Annotated in this window: 19 protein-coding genes; 8 read left to right on the top strand and 11 right to left on the bottom strand. The window is 62.2% G+C overall.

Going from position 1 to position 21,062, the window contains the following annotated elements; all coding sequences use genetic code 11:
• Window positions 1-26 precede the first annotated feature (26 nt).
• From AC3Z8Y_RS10295 to denD, 4 genes are read right to left on the bottom strand one after another with little or no spacing between them, the layout of a single operon-like run.
• On the bottom strand, window positions 27-1,811 hold the full coding sequence (locus AC3Z8Y_RS10295) for an IlvD/Edd family dehydratase (RefSeq protein WP_490089597.1): 1,785 nt from the start codon (window positions 1,809-1,811) through the stop codon (window positions 27-29).
• Complete coding sequence (locus AC3Z8Y_RS10290) at window positions 1,804-2,712, bottom strand: NAD(P)-dependent oxidoreductase (RefSeq protein WP_490089596.1); 909 nt, start codon at window positions 2,710-2,712, stop codon at window positions 1,804-1,806. Before AC3Z8Y_RS10290 ends, AC3Z8Y_RS10295 begins: the two co-directional genes overlap by 8 nt.
• Window positions 2,709-4,082, bottom strand: coding sequence for an MFS transporter (locus AC3Z8Y_RS10285; protein WP_490089595.1), 1,374 nt, complete (start codon window positions 4,080-4,082; stop codon window positions 2,709-2,711). Before AC3Z8Y_RS10285 ends, AC3Z8Y_RS10290 begins: the two co-directional genes overlap by 4 nt.
• 59 nt (window positions 4,083-4,141) lie before the next feature.
• Window positions 4,142-5,113: a D-erythronate dehydrogenase gene (denD, locus tag AC3Z8Y_RS10280; RefSeq protein WP_490089594.1), complete on the bottom strand. Its 972-nt coding sequence runs from the start codon at window positions 5,111-5,113 to the stop codon at window positions 4,142-4,144.
• Between the two features lie 168 nt (window positions 5,114-5,281).
• Between denD and AC3Z8Y_RS10275 the strand changes: the two genes are divergently transcribed.
• Together AC3Z8Y_RS10275 and AC3Z8Y_RS10270 are read left to right on the top strand one after the other, a co-directional pair.
• Window positions 5,282-6,229 carry a LysR family transcriptional regulator gene (locus AC3Z8Y_RS10275; RefSeq protein ID WP_490089593.1) on the top strand — a complete coding sequence of 316 codons (948 nt, stop codon included), beginning with the start codon at window positions 5,282-5,284 and terminating at the stop codon, window positions 6,227-6,229.
• A gap of 121 nt (window positions 6,230-6,350) precedes the next feature.
• Entirely contained in the window at window positions 6,351-7,631 is a 1,281-nt protein-coding gene (locus tag AC3Z8Y_RS10270) for an MFS transporter (RefSeq protein ID WP_490089592.1), read from the top strand.
• Between the two features lie 21 nt (window positions 7,632-7,652).
• Here AC3Z8Y_RS10270 and AC3Z8Y_RS10265 read toward each other — a convergent pair whose 3' ends face one another.
• A complete protein-coding gene (locus AC3Z8Y_RS10265; RefSeq protein ID WP_490089591.1) occupies window positions 7,653-8,597 on the bottom strand; it encodes a WaaS/CpsH family glycosyltransferase in 945 nt (314 codons plus the stop codon).
• Window positions 8,598-8,695: 98 nt separating this feature from the next.
• Window positions 8,696-10,324 carry an alpha,alpha-trehalase TreA gene (gene treA / locus AC3Z8Y_RS10260; protein WP_490089590.1) on the bottom strand — a complete coding sequence of 543 codons (1,629 nt, stop codon included), beginning with the start codon at window positions 10,322-10,324 and terminating at the stop codon, window positions 8,696-8,698.
• Between the two features lie 180 nt (window positions 10,325-10,504).
• Here treA and AC3Z8Y_RS10255 point away from each other — a divergent pair, with 180 nt between their 5' ends.
• Window positions 10,505-11,143 (top strand): nuclease-related domain-containing protein, encoded by a 639-nt coding sequence (locus AC3Z8Y_RS10255; RefSeq protein ID WP_490089589.1) that lies wholly within the window; start codon window positions 10,505-10,507, stop codon window positions 11,141-11,143.
• Entirely contained in the window at window positions 11,140-11,469 is a 330-nt protein-coding gene (locus tag AC3Z8Y_RS10250) for a hypothetical protein (protein WP_490089588.1), read from the top strand. Before AC3Z8Y_RS10255 ends, AC3Z8Y_RS10250 begins: the two co-directional genes overlap by 4 nt.
• A gap of 162 nt (window positions 11,470-11,631) precedes the next feature.
• Here AC3Z8Y_RS10250 and AC3Z8Y_RS10245 read toward each other — a convergent pair whose 3' ends face one another.
• From AC3Z8Y_RS10245 to AC3Z8Y_RS10230, 4 genes are read right to left on the bottom strand one after another with little or no spacing between them, the layout of a single operon-like run.
• Entirely contained in the window at window positions 11,632-12,705 is a 1,074-nt protein-coding gene (locus AC3Z8Y_RS10245; RefSeq protein WP_490089587.1) for a polyamine ABC transporter substrate-binding protein, read from the bottom strand.
• A gap of 43 nt (window positions 12,706-12,748) precedes the next feature.
• Window positions 12,749-13,090 (bottom strand): cupin domain-containing protein, encoded by a 342-nt coding sequence (locus AC3Z8Y_RS10240; RefSeq protein WP_490089586.1) that lies wholly within the window; start codon window positions 13,088-13,090, stop codon window positions 12,749-12,751.
• On the bottom strand, window positions 13,087-14,511 hold the full coding sequence (locus AC3Z8Y_RS10235; protein WP_490089585.1) for an NAD(P)/FAD-dependent oxidoreductase: 1,425 nt from the start codon (window positions 14,509-14,511) through the stop codon (window positions 13,087-13,089). The genes AC3Z8Y_RS10240 and AC3Z8Y_RS10235 overlap by 4 nt, the downstream gene beginning before the upstream one ends.
• A gap of 57 nt (window positions 14,512-14,568) precedes the next feature.
• Window positions 14,569-15,354 (bottom strand): AraC family transcriptional regulator, encoded by a 786-nt coding sequence (locus AC3Z8Y_RS10230; protein ID WP_490089584.1) that lies wholly within the window; start codon window positions 15,352-15,354, stop codon window positions 14,569-14,571.
• 221 nt (window positions 15,355-15,575) lie between these two features.
• Here AC3Z8Y_RS10230 and AC3Z8Y_RS10225 point away from each other — a divergent pair, with 221 nt between their 5' ends.
• Window positions 15,576-16,661, top strand: a complete 1,086-nt coding sequence (locus AC3Z8Y_RS10225; RefSeq protein ID WP_490089583.1) for an LLM class flavin-dependent oxidoreductase — start codon at window positions 15,576-15,578, stop codon at window positions 16,659-16,661.
• 140 nt (window positions 16,662-16,801) lie between these two features.
• Here the strand turns inward: AC3Z8Y_RS10225 and AC3Z8Y_RS10220 are convergent, their stop codons facing one another.
• On the bottom strand, window positions 16,802-17,707 hold the full coding sequence (locus AC3Z8Y_RS10220) for a LysR family transcriptional regulator (RefSeq protein WP_490089582.1): 906 nt from the start codon (window positions 17,705-17,707) through the stop codon (window positions 16,802-16,804).
• 481 nt (window positions 17,708-18,188) lie between these two features.
• On the opposite strand from AC3Z8Y_RS10220, the gene AC3Z8Y_RS10215 reads away from it, so the two are divergent.
• Genes AC3Z8Y_RS10215 through AC3Z8Y_RS10205 form a run of 3 tightly spaced genes read left to right on the top strand, consistent with a single transcriptional unit; the run spans window position 18,189 to window position 21,044 of the window.
• The gene (locus AC3Z8Y_RS10215) at window positions 18,189-18,785 is read left to right on the top strand and encodes a paraquat-inducible protein A (protein ID WP_490089581.1); all 597 of its coding nucleotides are present in this window, start codon (window positions 18,189-18,191) and stop codon (window positions 18,783-18,785) included.
• Complete coding sequence (locus AC3Z8Y_RS10210) at window positions 18,782-19,417, top strand: paraquat-inducible protein A (RefSeq protein WP_490089971.1); 636 nt, start codon at window positions 18,782-18,784, stop codon at window positions 19,415-19,417. The genes AC3Z8Y_RS10215 and AC3Z8Y_RS10210 overlap by 4 nt, the downstream gene beginning before the upstream one ends.
• On the top strand, window positions 19,407-21,044 hold the full coding sequence (locus tag AC3Z8Y_RS10205) for a PqiB family protein (protein ID WP_490089580.1): 1,638 nt from the start codon (window positions 19,407-19,409) through the stop codon (window positions 21,042-21,044). The genes AC3Z8Y_RS10210 and AC3Z8Y_RS10205 overlap by 11 nt, the downstream gene beginning before the upstream one ends.
• Window positions 21,045-21,062 lie beyond the last annotated feature (18 nt).

The following is a 21,062-nucleotide window of genomic DNA, read 5'->3' as shown; positions in this document are numbered from 1 at the left end:
AACGTCATTACCTACCCGTGAACAAATCAATGAGAGTGGCGCGGTGGCCCGTTTTCAGCGATCACTCGCCAATACAGCGTGGCGGGCTCCAGGCAGCCGCCGGTAGACAGCTGGCCCACCAGCTGCCGATACAGTTCCTGCCAGGGCGTCTGCGCGGGGGCGAGCGCCGGTACAGGCTCCTGACGGCGGGCGGCCAGTTCGGCCTCATCCACCAGCAGGTTCACGCTCCGTGCGTTGAGGTCTACCCGTAACCGGTCCCCCGTGCGCAGCAGCGACAGACCACCGCCCACGGCAGATTCCGGTGACATGTTCAGGATCGACGGGCTGGCCGAAGTGCCACTTTGGCGCCCGTCGCCCATGCAAGGCAGCGAATCGATCCCCGCCTTGATCAAGGCCGACGGCGGCGCCATGTTCACCACTTCCGCGCTCCCGGGGTAACCCACCGTGCCGCAGCCGCGGATCACAAGAATGCAACGCTCATCGATGTCCAGCGAGGGGTCGTTGATGCGGGCCTGGTAATCCTCCGGGCCTTCGAACACGATGGCGCGCGCTTCGAAGCAATTGGGCTGGGCCGGGTCGCTGAGGTAGGTACTGCGAAAGGCTTCGCCCACCACCGACATTTTCATGATCGCGCTATCGAAGAAGTTGCCGCTGAGCACGATAAAGCCGGCGCGGTGCTTGAGCGGATCCTCACAGCTGCGGATGACGTCGCGGTCCTGGGTCATGGCATCGTTCACGATCTCGCCCATGCTGCGCCCGCTGACCGAGCGGCAATCGCGATGCAGGCGCCCTGCCTTGTCCAGCTCGTGCATCACCGCTGGCACGCCGCCGGCGCGGTGGAAGCTTTCCCCCAGGTATTCGCCTGCCGGCATGCAGTTCACTAGCAACGGCACGTCTTCGCCCACCCGTTGCCAGTCCTCGAGTGACAGGTCGATCCCGCTATGGCGCGCGATGGCGATCAGATGCGGCGGGCAGTTGGTGGAGGCGCCAAGGGCCGAGGCCACGGCAATGGCGTTCTCGAACGCAGCGTGGGTCATGATCTGCGACGGGCGAATGTCCTCGCGCACCAGGTCAACGATGCGCACACCGGTGGCGTAGGCCATCTGCCCGCGTTCACGGTAAGGCGCGGGAATGCTGGCGCAGCCCGGTAGCGACATGCCCAGCGCCTCGGCCAGGGCATTCATCGACAGGGCCGTGCCCATGGTGTTGCAGTGGCCCACCGATGGCGACGCTGCCGTGGTGAGGGTCATGAAGCCTTCGTAGTCGATCTCTCCAGCGCTCAGCAAATTGCGCGCGTGCCACAGCACCGTGCCCGAGCCGATCCGCTGGCCCTTGTGCCAGCCATCGAGCATCGGCCCGCCAGACAACACGATCGACGGCAGGTCGGTGGTGGCCGCGGCCATCAGGCACGCAGGCGTGGTTTTGTCGCAGCCAGTCGTTAGTACTACGCCGTCCAGGGGGTAGCCGTGCAGCACTTCCACCAACCCGAGGTAGGCCAGGTTGCGGTCCAGTGCGGCGGTGGGGCGGCGGGACTGTTCAGCGATCGGGTGCACCGGGAATTCCATGGGAATGCCGCCGGCGTCGCGGATGCCGTCACGTACCCGTTTGGCCAACTCCAGGTGATGGCGGTTGCACGGGGTGAGGTCGCTGCCGGTCTGGGCTATGCCAATGATCGGGCGCCCGGATTGCAGCTCGGCCCGGGTAAGGCCCTGGTTCATATAACGCTCGACGTACAGCGCAGTGAGGTCGGCATGGCTCGGGTCATCGAACCAATCCTGGCTGCGCAGGCGGCGGGGTGTGGTGTCAGTCATGTGAGGCTCCGGCAGAAGTAGGGGCAAGCTCGTTGTGGCGGCGCAACTGGCGGATCAACCCGGCGTGGTCAAGCCCGCCGTCACCGGCATCGACCATGGCCTGAAACAAGCCATCCACCAGGCTGGCGACCGGCAACCGCAGGCCCAGGCTGTGTGCATACGCCAGCGCGGTATGGGTATCCTTGAGTTGCCACTTGGCCATGCCACCGGGGGTGAAATCCTCGGTGAGCATGCGTTGCCCGTGCTGGCGCCAAATGGGCGAATCCACAAACCCACCCAACAGGGCCTGGTGTACCTTGGCGGGGTCGGCGCCACCACGCTCGGCCAGCAGCAGGCCCTCGCTCACGGTGGCGATGGTGCTGGCCACGATCAATTGGTTCACCAGTTTGGCCAGCTCGCCAGTCCCGGCCGGCCCCACGTGCACCGGCGTGCCCATGGCCGCCAGCACCTCGCGGCCCTGCGCGAAGGCAGCCGGTTCGCCACCGGCCATGATTGCCAGCGTGCCGGCGTGTGCGCCGCGCTCGCCGCCAGACACCGGCGCGTCCAGGTAAGCCAGGCCGTGCCCGGCGCACCAGCGGGCTTGGGCTGCGGCAGTTTCAACGGGGATAGAACTCATCACGATCACCAGCGCGCCTGGGGCCAGGGCTCGCGCGGCACCATGCTCACCGAATACCACCGCATCGCACGTGGGCCCGTCGCTGAGCATGCATACCAGCACCCCTGCCCCTTCGGTCGCCTGGATAGCTGTGTCGCACACCTGGGCGCCATCCTGCGCCAGCGGTGCAGCCTTTTCCTTCGAGCGATTCCATGCCCGCACCGCAAAACCGGCCTTCAGCAGGTTGCGGGCCATAGGCGTGCCCATGATGCCCGTGCCGATGAAGGCCACGTTTGTACCACTCATGCCTTGCCTCCCAATACATCAACAGGGGTACCCGGGTTGCCCGCCAAAGGCACCGGGTTTCGCGGCATCAGCACCATGCCCAGGCCACCGGCGCCCACTAGCGCCGCAATGATGAGGAACCCCGGCGTGTAGCTGCCAGTAGCGTTGAACAAAAAGCCGGTGAGGTACGGGCCGGTGAAGCCGCTGAGGTTGCCGATGGAGTTGATCAGGCCGATACCGGCCGCAGCGCCCACACCGGTGAGTACTTGCCCCGGCACTGCCCAGAACACGTTGATCGCGCTGTACACGCCGATGGCCAACAGTACAAAGCCGATCACGATGATCCACGGTTGGTTGATCAGCAGCGCCAGCGCGATAGACACCGCAGCCAGTATGGCGGCCCCGCCCGCGTGCCAGTGGCGCTCTTGCAGCCGATCGGAGCGACGGCTCCAGGCGATCATCGCCACCGCGGCCACAGCGTAAGGAATGGCCGTGATAAAGCCATTTTGCATCAGGCCGATGTCCAGCCCGAACGAGGCACGGAACGACGCCAGCACGGTGGGCAGGAAGAAGTTCATGGCGTTGGAGCCGGAGGTAATGCCGAAGTACACCAGCGCCAGCATCCACACCTGCCGGCTGGCCAGGGCGCTGCGAATCATCTGGCCTTTGGTAGGCTGCACGCCAACTACCAACGGCTTGGCCCGCTCTTCCTGGTCCAGGGTATTCATCAACCAGGCGCGTTGCTCGTTGGTCAGCCATTTGGCGTCCGCCGGGCGGTCGGTGAGGTAGAAGTAGCACACCACCCCGAGAATGATCGCTGGCACAGCCTCGGCGATGTACATCAGGCGCCAGCCCACCACACCAATGCTGTCACCGAGTGAAATAAGCCCCACCGACAGCGGTGCGCCGACCACCTGGGCGATCGGTACGCCAAGATAGAAAGTGGCAATCATGCGAGCGCGATAGCGCGCCGGGAACCACAGCGACAGCAGGTAGATCACGCCCGGGAAGAAGCCCGCCTCGGCGATCCCCAGCAGTACCCGCAAGGTAATGAAGTGCCCGGCCGTCTGCAGGAAGCCCATGGCCCCGGCGATGATGCCCCAGGTGACCATGATCCGCGCAAGCCACACGCGAGCGCCGAAGCGGTGCAGCAACACGTTGCTGGGCACCTCAAAGATGAAATAGCCAAGGAAGAAAATGCCTGCGCCCAGGCCATAGATGGTCTGGCTGATGCCGATGTCATCGTTCATGCGCAGCGCGGCGAAGCCGACGTTGTTGCGGTCCAGGAACGCCACCACGAACAGCAGCACGAGGAACGGAATCAAGCGCTGGGTAACGCGTTTGATGGTTTGCCTTTCGATGTCGGAAATGTCCGGGTGTGGAGTGATCATGACGCACGGCCTCGCATTTTTTATTGTTGGAAAGGGCTGTGATGGCAGGTAACGCAGTCTCAGGTGGGGCAATCCTCCATGTGCGCGCGCACGATGGCGTCGAAGTCGGGGTCTGCGGTAAAGCCCAGGGCGCGGGCACGTGGCGCGTCGACCTTGGTGGGCCAGCTTTCAACGATGCGCTGGATGGTCGCGTCGGGTTCCCAGCGAATCAGCTTCGTAACCTCCGCGCCGGCTACGCGCTGGAGCGCCACGACCATCTCGGCCACCGTAGTGCTCACCCCGGGCAGCGGGATCACACGCTGGCTACCAAGGGTGCCCGGCGACAGGGTCATCGCGCGCAGCATCGCTTCCACCACCCGGCGTGGCGAAGTGAGGTACACAGCGGTGTCCGGGCGCACCGGGCACACTGCCGGCAACCCTGCCAACGGCTCGCGAATGATCGAACTGAAGAAGGTAGACGCCGCCTTGTTCGGCTTGCCGGGGCGCACCGCCACGGTAGGCAGGCGCAGTACGCGGCCATCCACAAAGCCTTTGCGGGCGTAATCGGCCACCAGCAGTTCACCTACTGCCTTTTGCATGCCATAAGAGGACTGGGGCGTGAGGGCGGTATCGTCATTCACCACCTCAGGCAACGTGCCGCCGAACACCGCAAACCCGCTTGCATACACCAGCCGAGGCTGGTTGCCTTGCCGGCGCAGGGTTTCCAGCAGGCTCATCAGGCCATGCAAGTTCACCTGCATGCCCAGGTCGAAGTCGGCTTCGGCCGCCGAACTCACCACGGCTGCCAGGTGCCATACCAGGTCCACGCCGTCGGTTACCCGTGCCAACACCTTGGGGTCGGCAATGTCGCCGGTGACCAGTTCGATGCGCCCGTCAACGGGCACGCTTTCGCCGGGGAAGGCATCGAATAGTACGATCCGCTCGATCGCTTGCGGGGGCTGGCCATCCAACGCCAGGCTATGCAGCGCGAGCAAGCGCTCGGCCAATTGCTTGCCAATGAAGCCGGTACCACCGGTGATCAGGATGCGCATAGCAGGCTCCCAAAAGAAGAGCCGGAAAAAATCGCAAGGGTCATGGGCACTGTCCTTTTTTTATTCTTGAACGCAGCGGCGTGCGTTAGCCGCGTCAGAAACCGTAGAACGCATTGCCGATAATCGCCAATGAGATAATCTCAAGCCTCAATAACAGGAGGTTATCGAATGGCCGATGTCGGGTTTACCCAGCTGTGTAATTGGCTGCGCTTTCGGCACCTGGTGCTGATCGACACGCTGGCGCGCACGCAGAACATGCACACCGCTGCGCAGGAAATGAGCATCAGCCAGCCGGCCGTAAGCAAGATGCTGCGCGAGGTGGAGCATCAACTGGGCTTTGCCCTGTTCCAGCGCCTGCCACGGTCCATGTGCCTCACCGACCTGGGGAGCCATGTGGCACGTTACGCGCAGATCGCGCTCAACGACGCGCAGCATTTCGTCGGCCAGGTGAATCACCTGCGCCACGGCGGGCACGGCCTGCTCAAGGTCGGAACTATCTTTGCGCCTACCGCCGTGGCGCTGCCCGCCGCCATTGTGGGCATCAAGCAGCGCTGGCCGTTGCTCACGCTCGAAGTGCTCGAAGGCACCAGCGCCAACCTGCTCGAACGGCTGGAACACAAGCAGCTCGATCTGGTAATCGCCCGTTTTACCCTCGACCGGCACCGCCAATTGTTCGACTTCCAGCCGTTGGCGCCCGAGCCGTTGTGCCTGGTCACCGGCAGCCAGCATCCGCTGGCCGGTGCGCGCGAGCTGCCTCTGGCAGAGCTGGGAACCTGGCCTTGGATCGTTTATCCCACCGGCACGCCCATGCGCGCGCGGCTGGAGCGGGCCTTCGCCGAGGCTGGCATGCAAACCCCAACCAACACTGTGGAAACGATCTCCATGCAGACCACCCTGCAACTGCTGCAGACCTCGCCGATGGTGGCCATGCTGGGAGAATCCATGGTGGAGCCCGATATCCAAGCCGGCCGGCTGACCCGATTGGAGCTGCCATTTCCGCTGGTATTGGCCGACTACGGCATCATCACACGGCGTAACGAGTTACCTGGCTGGTCGGCACAGGCGTTTATCGAAGAACTGCTAAGCGGTGCCGAAGCCCCAAGGGCGGCGCAATAGAGCGCTCGATAACCACAGGTTATCGAATGATTGAAAGCTGTCATTTGGCGCCGCTGCGATCGGCAGCTAGCCTGCCTGTCACGCTCGCGCTGCCGAGCGCCACCGCTCAGCAGAGGCGTGCATGAAAACAATAAAGAGCTACAAGGCCCTGACCATCGGGTTCCTGTTCCTGATCGGCGTAGTCAACTATCTGGACCGCAGTGCGCTGTCCATCGCCAACACCTCCATCCAGAAAGACCTGGCCATCAGCCCGGTGGAAATGGGCGTGATGCTGTCCGCGTTTTCTATTGCCTATGCTTTCTCGCAGCTGCCGCTGGGGGCGCTGATCGACAAGCTGGGCAGCAAGTTGGCGTTGGGCGGCTCGCTGATCGTCTGGTCGATCGCACAAGCCGCGTTCGGTCTTTTCAGCGGTTTCACCCACCTGGTGGCGTTGCGGGTGCTGCTGGGTATCGGCGAGGCGCCGGTGTTCCCGTCGGCCGCCAAGGCCCTTTCCGAATGGTTCGATACCCAGGAGCGCGGCACCGCTACGGGCTGGGTATGGTCGTCCACTTGCATCGGCCCCTGCCTGGCCCCCCCGCTGCTCACGGTGTTCATGGTGCACCTGGGCTGGCGAGGCATGTTCATCCTTACCGGGGCAATTGGCCTGGTGCTCGCCGCCTGCTGGTTCGCGTTCTACAAGAGCAAGGCGCAGTACATGGCCGAGACCGGCCGCGCCGAGCCCATCCCCGCGCAACGCAGCGCCACCCCGCGGCTGCGCTGGGCAGCGATGTTCAAGGAGCGCAATACCTGGGGCGCGTTCCTGGGCTTCATGGGCGTGATCTACATGATCTGGCTCAACCTCACCTGGCTGCCCGGCTACTTCGAGCGCGAGCACGGCCTGGACCTTTACCGCACCGCCTGGGTGGTGTCCCTGGCCTACCTCTGCGGCGCGGTAGGCACCATCGTGGCGGGCAAGGCCTGCGACCGGCTGGTAGCCAAGGGTATGAAAGTGCTGGCCAGCCGCAAGCTGATGGTGATTCTCGGGCTGGTCGGCGGTGCGTTGTTCACGCTGATCGTGGCCTTCACCACCAACGTGGTGGCCTGCGTGGTGCTGCTGTGCCTCACCATGTTCTTCATCAGCATCTCCAGCGCCACCGCCTGGATGATCGTGAACACCATCGTGCCCTCCGAACGCGTGGCCTCGTTCGGTTCGATCCAGAACTTCGGTGGTTACCTGGCCGGCTCCATCGCGCCCATCCTGACCGGCTTCAGCGTGCAACAAAGCGGTTCGTTCTCATCGGCCTTCGTGATCAGCGCGGTCGTGGCGGCGTGCTCGGCCCTGGCCTACTTCGCCCTGCTCAAGGAGCCGCAGGCCAAGGCGCCGATCGTTGCAGGTGGGGATGCGGTGCGGGCGGGGGTGTGAAGGAACTGGCTGGCGGGGCTGCTACGGCGCAAGCGCCGTGCCAGCCCCAAACACCGTTTCACACCAGCCGTCCAGGGTATAGCGGCGGCGGATGTGATCGGCAACGGGGCGGTATTCACCTTCGAGAAAGGCTGCAGGAATCTCCGGCGACTCGTCATCAATCACAAGGATGTTGGCCGGGTCGAAGAAGTCGTACTGCCGAACGGAGGCGTTGTTGGTAATCACCTTCTTGCCGTACATCATGCCTTCGAACAGGCGAAAACTCAGGCCGTGTTGCCGCGGCCGTATCAGGTCAACCAGGATTTCGGAGTCACGAATGTAGTGTGCCGAGTCCTCCAGCGACAGCCGCTCCCGGAAGAAGGTGATCTTGCTGTTCACCGTGCCTGGCCTTTTGTACTGCACCATGAACTTGTAGTCCGGGTACCCGGCCTGTTCCAGGCGGCTGGCGAGGGCGTCCAGCAAGGGCAGGCGATCCAGCCCTGCCATCACCAGAAAGGCCTTGTAGCGCGGCTTCTTATCGCTTTGCCAGGAATCCTGCGGCTCGTACATGAAATTGTGCAGCTTGCGAAGCCCGTGCCGCTGCGCATCCTCGGCTTCGAAAGTGAACACTTCGTCATAGCGGCCCAGCCAGGCCTCGCTCACCGGTGACCGCGCCAGGCTGTCATAGAGGTAGGCTTTCTTCACCCGGGAGCTGGCCATTGCGCGCTCGATGACGCTCGGCTCGATCTGGCCCGGGTTAACGACGAGCATCACGTCTGCGTGCCCAAACTTCGCAATCCTGCGGGCGACCAGCCACAAGCCCAGGTGATGCCGCACGATCGACCTGAGCTTGCCGGAAAGAAACTTCAAACGCGGGCTGGAACGGGAGGTGTCGACGAACAACACCTCATGGCCTTGGCGGATGAGATGTTCGGACAGCTTGCGGATATAACCGCCCATATCCTTGCAGATCAGCAGAATGCGCATATAGCCAGTACGTTCCTCAGCCCCTGTCAAGGGGCAGAGTTTACGACAACGCAGCGGCGGGCCCTATCGTTAATTAGGGCCCGGCAGGGGCTCGAGCACTACTGCGCAGGCTTCCCATACAGCTTCAACAACTCCAGCGTCACGCCATTGGTCCAGCCGAAGCCATCCTGCAGGGCGTACTCGCCGCCGCCGCCGCCCTGCCCGCCTTCGATGTCGTATTTCTCGACCAGCTTGGCCTCGCGGCCATACAGGTTCTGCACTTGTTCCAGGAACCGGCGGCCGATGGTCTCGGCCAGCGCATCCTGGCCATAGCCGCGCAGGCCTTGCACGGCGATGAGCTGCAAGGGTGCCCAGCCGTTGGGGGCGTCCCATTGCTGGCCGCTGTTCCGGGTAGTGGTGGCCAGGCCACCGGGGCGCAGCAGCTGCTGGTTAACGCTGGCGGCGGTTTGCTCGGCGTGGGCCTGGGTCGCAAGGCCGGCATACAACGGGTACAGGCTGGCGGCGCTGATGCGGTCGCTCAGGGCCTGCTTTTGCCAGTCGTAGTCGGCATAGAAGCCCGCCGGATTCCACAGGTGCTGTTCCACCGCCTTCTGTCGTGCCTGCGCCCATTGGGTATAGCGCGCGGTACAGGTGGGCTGGCTGCTCTGCTGGCAGGCCTTGGCGATGGTCTGCTCCAAGTGGAACATCAGGCTGTTGAGGTCCACCGGCACGATGGCTGTGGTACGAATGGTGGCCATGGACTTTCCGTCACCCAGCCAGCGGGACGAATAATCCCAGCCACTCTCGGCGCCCGCACGCAAGTCGCGGTACACCTCGGCGGCCGGCCGGTCGGGCGCTTGCGCGGCGGTGGCGCGATCCTCGGCCCAGGATTCCTGCCGTGGTGCATCGCTGGCATCCCAGTAGCGATTGAGCACGCTGCCGTCGGCCAGCTTCACCACGTGGGCGGTGGCCTCGCCCGGTTTGAGGGTTTGCGCGCCCTCCATCCAATAGGCGTATTCCTTCTGCAGTTGCGGCAAGTAGCGCTGGTAGGCGCTGTCGCCTTCCAGCCGGGCCAGCAAGTCCACCATGTACGCAAAGAACGGCGGCTGCGAACGGCTGAGGTAGTAGGTGCGGTTGCCGTTGGGGATGTGCCCGTAGGTGTCGATCAGGTAGGCGAAGTTGTCCACCATGTCGCGCACCTGGGCGGTACGGCCGCTTTCGGCCAGGCCCAGCATGGTGAAGTAGGAATCCCAGTAATACATCTCACGGAAACGCCCGCCCGGCACCACGAACGAACGCGGCAAAGGCAACAGGCTGCTATAGGCCGGCACCTGCTGGTAGTTGCGGGTAAGTACAGGCCACAAGTCATTGATATGGGTAGGCAGGTCGGCGCCCGGCTTGGGTGGCTGCACATCTGCAGTACCGGATTCTTCGAAATTGGCGGTTACAAAGGCCTTGACGTCGAAACCGGGCTGGTCCTTCTGGGCCAGGTACGCCGCGCGAATATCCGCTGGAGCCTTGCGAGGCAAGGCGTCCACGAAATGCTTCTGGTCGGTGAACAGGTTGCTTTGCTGCACTGCCAGGAACAGCTCGGGATAGGTTTGATCCGGCGGAATTTCTCGGCTGGCCGATACCGCCTGCCAGGTCCATTGAGGCGTTACCGGCTGTTGCTCGGCGGTGGAACATCCGTAGATCGCCGCCAGCGTGATGGACACCGCGAGCGTGGTCGCGCGGGGGAATGACGTCATAGGTACTTCCTCTCAAGCGTTCCGGGCACCCTGAAGTCGACCGGCGGCAGCGGCAGGTGTTCGTTTGGATTGCAGGAAGAAAACTTCAGGGACAGGCGCAACAGACGCCTGCGCTGCGGGATTTGCCGAAAAACCGGCGATATGATATCAACCGGATCCGTTTCTCTGGTGCCTGCCGCTGTGGTCTTGATTACCCCTGCCTTGTTGCTCATGTTCAAGCCCGTCGCCTGGGGTGTTGCAGCTTTATCTCTGATCAAACTGTTTAAAACGCCGTGGGCACGCGGCTATCGCGGCGAGCTGTTGGTGCGATCACAGGCGCGGCTCGGCTTGCCCGAGGCCGTTTACCAACGCCTGCATAACGTGACCTTGCGCACACCGGGCGGCACTACCCAGATCGATCACGTGTTCGTGTCGCCCTATGGGGTGTTCGTGGTGGAAACCAAACACATGCGCGGCTGGATTTTCGGCGGCGAGCGGCAGGCGCAGTGGACCCAGAAGCTGTACGGCAAGACGTGGCGATTCCAGAACCCGCTGCGGCAGAACTACAAGCATGCGAAGGCCTTGGAAGCCACCCTGGGCATTGCGGCGGAGCATGTGCATTCGGTGGTCGTATTCAATGGCAACGCCACGTTCAAAACGCCCATGCCTGCGAACGTATGCCGGGGGCGCGCATTTGTGCGGTACATCAAAAGCTTCCGCGAGCCGGTATTCAGCCAGGCGGAAGTCGAGGCCGTGAGCCGCGCATTGCAACGCAACCGCCTGCCCGCCACCTGGGCGACCAGCCGGGCCCATGTGGCGCACTTGAAGGCGCGGAAATGACGGGCCTGGGGCGGATCGCAACTGCGGCGTTCATCATTTGTTTGGGCACTACCGCCAGCGCTGAAGACAAACCGCTGGCCACCCAAGCGGCCGAAGCTCTGCAGCCACTTGGCAAAGGTATCAACACCACCGTCATGGAGTTTCTTGCCGGGTCGGGTGGCCTGTTGGGAAAAGGTGCCCAGCACAACCTGGACACCCAGGCAAAGACAGATACGGCCGTCAACCGCGGCACCCGCCAAACCATGCAAGCCTGCATCAAGCCCGGCAACCTTATCGATGACGATGTGCGCGAGTGCATGGCCGGTAGCCGGGTGCGGGATTGGTAACCGCTCGACTGGCTTGATAACGGCTTAGCCCATTCGCGAGCTGCGCCTGCGGCTCCGCCCAGCTCCCACACTGGCCGGTGCAGTCCGGCCAAGAACTGGGCTCTGTCTCACAGGCAAGGCCAGTCCCATAGGCTTATCTGCCTGCCCTCGGCATTCTTCCCCCTACCCCCCGTTCTTCACCGCGCTCCACACCCGGGTGCGCAGGCGGTCGGTTTGCATGGGCATGGACTGCAGCACGAACAGCTTCTGCATCACGCTTTGCGGCGGGTACACCATGGGGTTGTTGCGGATGTCCGAATTCACCAGCGGCTCTGCGGCGGCGTTGCCGTTGGCGTACTGCACATGGTTGCTGATGTCGGCCATCACCTCGGGCTGCAACAGGTAGTTCATGAATGCATACCCGGCTGCTTCATCCGGCGCGTCGGCGGGCATGGCCACCATGTCGAACCACATGGGTGAGCCTTCCTTGGGGATCACATAGGCGATGTGCTGGCCGTTGCCCGCCTCCTGGGCGCGGGACGCAGCCTGCATCACGTCGCCGGAGAAGCCGACCACCATGCACACGTCGCCATTGGCCAGGTCGGCGGTGTACTTGGAACTGTGGAAGTAGCTGATATAGGGCCGCACTTTCATCAGCAGGGCCTGGGCCTTGTCGTAGTCGGCCTTTTTCTCGCTGTGGTGCGGCAGGCCGAGGTAGTTGAGCGCGATCGGCAGAATCTCGGGGCCGTTGTCCAGGAAGGCCACGCCGCACTGCGCCAGCTTTTGCATATTTTCCGGTTTGAATACCAGGTCCCAGGAATCTACCGGCACATCGCCAAGTACCGCTTTCACCTTGTCGATGTTGTAACCGATCCCGGTGCTGCCCCACAGGTACGGGAAGCCGTAGCGGTTGCCAGGGTCGTTGGCTTCCAGTGCCTTCATCAGTGTGGGGTTGAGGTTCTTCCAGTTCGGCAATTTGCTCCGGTCCAAGGGCTTGAGTGCATTGGCGGTGATCTGGTGTGCCATGAAGTGGTTGGACGGGAACACTACGTCATAACCCGAATGGCCCGCCATCAGCTTGGCGTCGAGCATTTCGTTGCTGTCGTAGAGGTCGTACTGGGTGGGGTGGCCCGTGGTGGCGGTGAAAGCCTGCAAGGTGTTTGGCGCGATGTAGCTGCTCCAGTTGTAAATCTTCACCGTGTCAGCCGCCTGGGCGGCAGCGCTCACGAGCAACAAGGGGGCGATCAACTTCAACATGCAAATACCTCAACCTTTGTTCTAAGCGTTATGGAAGGGGCAGTCAGAAAATCAGCACGTAACTCTTGCGAACGGTCTCTTGTACGTCCCAGATGCCCGTTGTGTTCGCAGGGAACATCAACGCGTCGCCGGCCTGGATCTCGATGGGCGCGCCTTCATCTGGCGTGAAGGTGCAGCGGCCCTGAATGAAGTGGCAAAACTCCTGTTGGGTAATCTGCCGACGCCAGCGGCCAGGAGAGCACTCCCATACCCCCGCCTCCACGCCGTCGCTGCGCTCCACGCCATGGCTCGCCACCTTTGCCACAGGCTCACCCAATGGCAGGCCTACAGGGCTGGCTTCGCCAAGCGCGAAGGTAGCGGTGTTGCGCAAATGTTCGATCGTCATGCAAAGGGCTCCTTGGTGTGCATCAGGCCTTCCATCGCGCCGGCCAGCCGCTCGGCCAGGTGGCGACGCCAGGGTGGGGTGTTCGGGTTGGCAAGCACGCGGTCCTCCAGTACAAAGCTGCGAATGATCGCGTTGTAGCCCAGCCAGCGTAGAGGCTCGGGCTCCCAGCGCGGCAACGACGCGATAGTGCGGTCCGGGAAGGCCCAAGGCTGGCGGGTAAGCTGCGTGTCGCGGCCGAGAATCAGGTCAGCCAGCGTGCGCCCACCCAAATTGCTGGCGCCCACGCCCTCCCCGCCGTATCCGCCGGCAAGCGCGACCTGCTGGCGACGGTCGGCCAGCATGTGCGGCTGGAAGCGCCGCGCAACGCCCAGGTTTCCGCCCCAGGCATGGGTCAAGCGCACGTTGCGCAGCACCGGGAACAGGTCGCCGAACAGCTGCTGACGCAACGCGCGCTCGCTGGCCGTGAGGTTGAAATCCTGTCGCAGCCGCCCACCGAAGCGGTATCCGCCGCGGGCGCCAAACACCAGGCGGTTGTCATGGGTGCGCTGGCCGTAAGTGACTTGCCGGCTGTTTTCGCTGAAGGCCTGGCCATGGCTCAGGCCGATCTGTGCCCACACGTCTGCTGTCAAAGGCTCGGTCGCCACGATCAGGCTTTGCGCCGCCACCAAATGATTGCTCAGAGGCGGCAGCTCACTGGAGTAGCCCTCTACCGCCGGCACCACCCAATCAGCCTTTACCCGTGCGTTGGCGGTGGTCGCCTCCCCTGCCTGCCAATGCAGCACCGGGCTTTGCTCGAAAATGCGCACGCCCAGGCTTTCCACCACACGCGCCAGGCCGCGCACCAGTTTCGCTGGCTGGATGGTCGCGCAATGCGGGGAATACAGGCCGCCGTACGCGTTGGCGACGTTAAGCTGCTCGCGCAAGGCCTGAGGGGTAAGCCAGGCGTAGTCACCCTCGCCCAGGCCCTGCTTGCGGTAGTCGTCCAATGCCTCGCGCAAGCGGCGCTCCTGCTCGGGATAGCGGGCCGCCGCGTACAGCACGCCGCCCTTGCGCAGGTTGCAGTCGATGCCTTCATCCGTGCACACCCTGGCCACTTCGTCCGGGATGCCGTGCAGTAGCTGGAAGCTTTCGGCACGGGCTGCGGGCGGCAGGCCACCTAACAGGCGGTCCTCGCCCAGCAGGTTGCCCATCAGCCAGCCGCCGTTACGGCCCGAGGCGCCGAACCCGGCGATCTGCGCTTCGAGGATAACGATATTCAATGAGGGGGCCTGGCGCTTGAGGTAATACGCCGTCCACAGGCCCGTGAACCCGGCGCCGATGATCACCACATCCGCCTGCAGATCTTCAGCCAGGGCGGCCCTGGGTTGCAGCGGCTCCTCCAACTGGTCCATCCACAAACTCACCCCGCGCCACCCGTTCATCCCGCACCTCACTTATTGGTTCGGCGACGAGTGTAAACAGCCGCTTCGCTGCCTGTCTTATCTGCGGGTACGCGTGCAATTTTCCTTGAGCCAGGCCTTGGGCGTGCAGCCGGTATGGGCGCGGAAGGTCTTGTAGAAGGCCGAGGTGGAGTTGAAACCCGCACTGGCGGCGAGCTCATCCACTGCGGCGCCCTCACCTTCCTCGGCCAACCGCCGCAGCAAATACGCCAGCCGAGCCTGGTTCACATAGCGGTAAAAGCTCTGGCCCAGCACCTGATTGAGCAGGTAAGACATCTGGTTGCGGCTGTACCCGGTAGCGGTCGCCACAGCGTGCAGGTCCAGCTCCGGGTCGAGGAACGGCTGCTGGCGTTGGAAATAGTCATCCAGGTCCCGCGCCATGTAGCTCAGCTGCCGCGCCGAAAGCCCCAGCTTGCTGATCGCCGGTGCGCGGCTGGCTTGGCTCGCCGCCGGCGCTTCACGCACGAGGGAGGCGTATTCGTTGATGCGCCAGATCAGCCCATCGCGCACGGTGATGGCCTCGCTGGAGTGGAACACCACACGCTGGCCGCCGCCCTGGAGCGCGGTCTGGTACTGAATGAACGCCGTGTCGCCATCCACCCGAATACGGTCGATGTGCTCCAGGTACTCGTCGGGGTGGCGTGGGAGGGTTTGGGTAACGTAGTCGCGCAGGTCCTGCAACGACAAGGTGCGGTTCTGGAAGAAGTCGTTGTACTGAATGGCCGGATGGTACAGCGCAAGGATCGCCTCCAGGTCGCGGTGTTTCCAGGCAAGGTGATAGGCCAAAACGATGGCTTGGGTCTGGGGCGCGCTTGTGTCGGGCATCGGTTGCATTCATGAAGAGCATGGAAAGTAGCGCGAGTATGCCGCATCGAAAAAGTTTGCGAACCACCCCTCAGTAAACGTGAATATTAGACGTGCACATACATGCGCTCTTTTTATAATAACCTCAGCACCAATGGGTATTTCCCACCCTCCACTGCCCTCCCCTAAGGTTCGCTTCTCGCCCGGCGCCTGACGCGCCTCTACCCAGGAAGGAGCGGTACATGAGCGTTGAATTCATCGGCTATATTGGCACCCAGCATGCTTCGGAAATTCATCCGCGCAGCGGCCCGGCCATCCAGCCGGAATATGTAGAAAAGGTTACCAAGGCCCATGAAACGGCGGGCTTTGACCGGGCTCTGATTGCCTACCATTCCAACAGCCCGGACAGCGCCTTTGTCGCAGCGCACGCAGCGAGTGTGACAAAAAAGCTGAAGTTCCTGGTCGCTCACCGCCCCGGGTTTATTCAGCCTACTGTTGCGGCGCGGCAGTTCATCACGTTGGACACGTTCAACGGTGGACGTACTGCGGTGCATATCATCACTGGCGGCGATGACCAGGAATTGCGCGCGGACGGCAGCTTTATCGACAAGGATGCGCGCTACGCTCGAACGGATGAGTACCTGAGCGTGCTGCGCCAGGAATGGACCAGCGAAAAACCCTTCGACCATCACGGCGAATACTACCGCTACGAAGGGGCATTTTCCGAGGCGAAGTCCCCACAGCAGCCGCACATCCCGTTGTACTTCGGCGGCTCCTCAGCGGCGGCGATCGCGGTGGCCGGCAAGCATGCGGACGTGTATGCCCTGTGGGGCGAAACCTATGAGCAGGTGCGGGAGGTGGTGCAGCAGGTGCGCGCCGAAGCCGCGAAGCATGGCCGCACGGTGCGCTTCAGCTTGTCGCTGAGGCCGATTTTGGCGGAAACCGAAGACAAAGCCTGGGCACGGGCCGAGCGTATTCTGAAGCAGGCCAAGGCCGTGGCCGAAGCCAAGGGTTTCGTGCGCCAGGCGCCGGCCAACGAAGGCTCCCGCCGCTTGCTGGCTGCCGCCGCGCAAGGGGCTCGCCTGGATAAACGCCTGTGGACCGGCATCGCAGGGCTGCTAGGGGCGAAAGGAAATTCAACCGCGTTGGTAGGTACTGCCGAGCAAGTTGCCGAGGCGCTGCTGGACTACTACGACCTGGGGATTACCACCTTCCTGATTCGCGGGTTCGACCCGTTGGACGACGCCATCGAGTACGGCAAGCGATTGATCCCGTTGACTCGGGAGTTGATTGCGAAGCGGGACGGTGAGGCGGTCAAGGTGGCGTGAACCCCTAGTCCATTCCCAAGCTATCGCCTGGCCCCATAACGGATGGCGGCCCAGATCACCCTGTGGGGCCGGGTGGAAACCGGAATTTTCTCGGGCTACTCCAGTGCCCACCGCCCACAGTTGTGGAGCTGCGTTAACCCCTACGCCGCATCCCGCTCCTGCTTCAACGACTGGGCCACCCATTCCCCGAAGGCATTAACCGCCGCTTGCAAGTTACCGAGGAACCGCGGGTAGATCAGCCACAAATCCATTACTGGCTTGAAGTCCTTCAACGGCAATACCGCCAGGTTTTCGTAATGCGCGCTGCGTTCGAGCAGTGGTCGCGGTACCAGGCCCAGGCCCATACCATCGGCCACAAGCCCCAGCTGCAGCTCGGTGCCGAAGGTTTCCAGGTTCACCTTCAGGCTAAGGCCCTGGTCGGCCAGGGTGCGTTGCAGCCCGGCGCGGAAGCCGCAGCCGTCGGGGTTCAACACCCAGCCGCGCTCGTAGCAATCGGCAAGCTTGATCGGCTTTTTCGGAAGGTCCGCCTTGGCGCACACACCTACCAGTTCCAGCTTGCCGATGGATTCGCCGACGATGTTTTCCGGAAATACCTTGCCCGCCGGGAACAGCGCGGCAGCAGCGTCCAGCTCGCCGCGCTCGATCTTGCTCACCAGGTTCCCGCCCCAGCCGGTGACCACTTGTGCGCGCAGGTCCGGGAACTGCCCGCGCAGGTGCTTGAGCGCATTGAGCAGCACGATGTCGCCGATGGTTTGCGGCACACCCAGGCGCAGTACACCGCTGGGGGGTGTATCCAGAGCGACCAGGTCGCGCAGGCCGTCCATTTCACGCAGGATGGCCAGGCACTTCTGGTACACCTGCACGCCAATGGCGGTGGGCTTCAGCGGCTTGGTGTTGCGGTCGAACAGCTCCACGCCCAGGGCGTGTTCAAGGTTTTGCACCCGACGGGTGATCGCCGGCTGGGTAAGCGCGAGGGAATCGGCGGCCTGGCTGATGGACTGGCAACGCACCACGGCGACAAAGGCATCGATGTCATCGGTTTTCATTCTTAGTACACATGGTAGAGGGCAGATAAGATAGGTAAAAAGCATAATCACAGGCAGCAAGTCAAGGCCGGCTGCGATAAACCGTGCGGATGAACTTGCATACGGCCTGAACAGCTTCAGCGGAATGTTTGTAACTTCCGTTGGTATCGCGCCCTTACTTCCCTTGTTGTTAGTGGTACGCCAACTACTTTCGATAAAAAAAAGAGTCAAGTTAAGATTGGCAATTCATGGAGTGGGCGATCTCAGTCAGTGTAACGGTTAATTGATTACAGAGACATGCTCAAGGCATACCCGACTCTTTACCAAAGTGCCACCACTTTCCCACGAATAGCTTGACGCCGTGAAATTGGCAAGAAATTAACCTGTTTAAGAAATTTGCCCAGATTTACGTTCCGAACCGAGAACACCTTGCCTAATTTGCCAGCACTCCTATATTCACAGGCAGCTCAGGCAAGGTTCCTTTGCTCACAAGGTGAATCCCATGACGGATTTTTACCCGCTGATCATTTGCGAATACTGCGACTCGGTCTATGGCAGCGCACGGCTCAAAAAGCATCAGAAAGCCATATGCCAGTGTTGTGGCGCGGTCATTCAGCGGCCCGTCCGCATCACGCTGGAACAACGCCTCGCGCTATGCCTGACCGCAGGCATATTGCTCGCGCTTGCCAATTTCTTCCCGATAATCAGCATCAATCTGAAAGGTTTGCACAACGCCGCCACGTTGTGGGATTCGGTGCTGGCACTTAGCGACGGGCCGATCACGTTCATCGCGCTGATCGCCGCCATTGCGATCATTGTGGCGCCGGTGATCCAGGTGCTGTTGTTGATATGGGTTATAACCTTTGCCCTCGCCGGCAGGCGGTCACCTGCATTCCAGCTCTGCATGCGCGCGTTGGAATCACTCAGGCCCTGGAGCATGCTGGAAGTCTGCCTGCTTGGTGCTTTGGTTGCAGTGGTCAAGCTTGCGGGGTTGCTGGACGTAATCCCTGGCATCGGCCTGCTGGCGTTGGCCGCATTGAGCGTGCTGATGATCAAGATCGCGGGAAAAGACGTGCGCGTTCTTTGGGCAACCTTGTGAGCGCCCGGCCCACAGCCAGTGACCTTCAACTATGCCTGTGCCATGGTTGTGGACATGCCTGCGACATGCGGAACGAGCCTATCCGTTGCAATCGCTGCGGCGCGCCCTTGCACCGTCTTAAACCCCGTTCGTTGAACCGCACCTGGGCGTATCTCATCGCCGCACTAGTGCTCTACGTTCCTGCCAATCTTCTGCCCGTAATGAACACCAGCATGCTTGGCAAGGGCACGGACAGCACCATCATCAGCGGAGTGCTGGAGTTCTGGGAGGCCGGCGCCTGGGATATTGCGCTGATCATCTTTATCGCAAGTATTGGGGTGCCAGGGATCAAGTTCGGCGCGCTGACCTTACTTCTTTTAACAGCTCAGCGAGGAAGCCAATGGGCGTGTCGCCAGCGCTCTAAATTGTTCCGGTTCGTAGAAATGGTGGGCTATTGGTCCATGCTCGATGTTGTAGTGGTGGCTCTGGTCGCGGCGCTGGTCAAGTTCCAGGCCTTGGGAACTATCGAGCCGCGCGCAGGCATTTTATTCTTTGGCATGGTGGTGGTACTCACCATGCTGGCAGCCATGAGCTTCGACCCTCGCTTGATCTGGCAGGCATACCACGCCCGAGGGGCTAGCGATGAAGCGTGAGGGCGCCGGCCCACTCCCGCCCGGAGAGATCAAGACCTCCAAGGGCTGGAGCGTGTCACTGGTGTGGATCGTACCGATCATCGCCTTGCTGGTAGGTATTTCGCTGCTCGTCCACAACCACCTGCAAGCCGGGCCGGTCATCACCCTTACCTTCAAGACAGGGCAAGGCCTGACGGCGGAAAAAACCGAGGTCAAATACCGCAATGTGGTGATCGGTCACGTGTCGGAGGTCGAGCTCAGCGAAGACCAAAAGACTGTCATCGCCACCGTGAAGCTGGCCAAGCGCGCAGAGAACTTCACCCGGGAAGATTCACGATTCTGGGTGGTCCGGCCACGTATTGGCGCCGGAGGCGTTTCCGGCATCGACACGTTGCTTTCTGGTGATTTCATCGGTGCCGACGTCGGCACGGGCGACCGCCGCGTCAAACATTTCACAGGCCTTGAAGTTCCGCCGCCGCTCACCTACGGCGAACCCGGCAAGCGTTTCACGTTGCGTACCAAAGACCTGGGCTCGCTGGATATCGGCTCGCCGGTGTACTACCGCAAGATCCCTGTAGGGCAGGTGGTGGCGTATGCATTGGCCAAGGACGGTGACGGCGTGGAAATCGACGTATTCATCAACGCGCCCAACGACGCCTACGTCACTGAAAACACACGCTTCTGGAACGCCAGCGGCATCGACATCGGGGTGGGCGCCAACGGTTTCACACTGAAAACCGAATCGTTGTCTTCCGTGTTGGTAGGCGGCATTGCGTTTCGCGCGCCGGACTATGGCGGCCAAAGCCCCATGGCCGGGGAGCAGACCCGTTTCGACCTGCTGGCAGACGAGCAAACCGCCTTGGCCCCGCCTCTGGGCAAGGCGCAATACATGAGTTTGCGCTTCACCCAGGCACTGCGAGGCCTGAAGATCAATGCGCCGGTAGAGTTCCAGGGGCTGCAGATTGGTAAAGTGGTTTCAATAGACCTCGACTTCGAGCCAGGCAACGACAAGTTTCCGATCATGGTAGGCATCGCCATCTACCCGCAAAGCCTGGGCCGGGCGCATAGCCGCATGTTACAGGTGCTCAACCATGACCCCGCGGATGAACGCGGGTCCATTGATATCATCCGCAGCTTCGTGGAGCACGGCTTGCGTGCCCAGGCACGTACAGGCAACCTGCTGACCGGCCAACTCTACATCTCGCTGGATTTCTATCCGAACGCCCAGAAAGTAGCGTTTGATATCAATGCCCGGCCTGTGGTGCTACCCACCATTGCGGGCAGCCTGGATCAGTTGCAAGCGCAGGTGCAGGCGGTGGTAGAGAAAATTGCTCGCCTGCCGCTGGACCGCATCGCCGCCAACCTCGATAGCAGCCTGAGCGGGTTAAGCGGGGTTCTCAACCAGTTCAGCGGTAAAACCTTGCCGGCGGTGCAGACCTCCTTGGCCGACGTCAGTAACACGTTGAAAACCGCCAACTCGGCGCTTTCCGAAGATTCACCACAGCGTGAGCAGCTCACCGAAGCAATCAACGAATTGGGGCGCACTTCCCGGTCGCTACGCGAACTGTCCGAATACCTGAACCGGCACCCCGAGTCGCCAATCCGTGGCCGAGCGAAAAACGCGCCTTTCGAAAATCAGCAGCCTTGACGTTCAATGGAGCGAGAC

This window comes from Pseudomonas sp. 3MAES_34.3B, assembly GCF_058145875.1.
The sequence above is the reverse complement of the archived record's forward strand: the minus strand, read 5'-3'. Positions and strand labels throughout refer to the sequence as shown.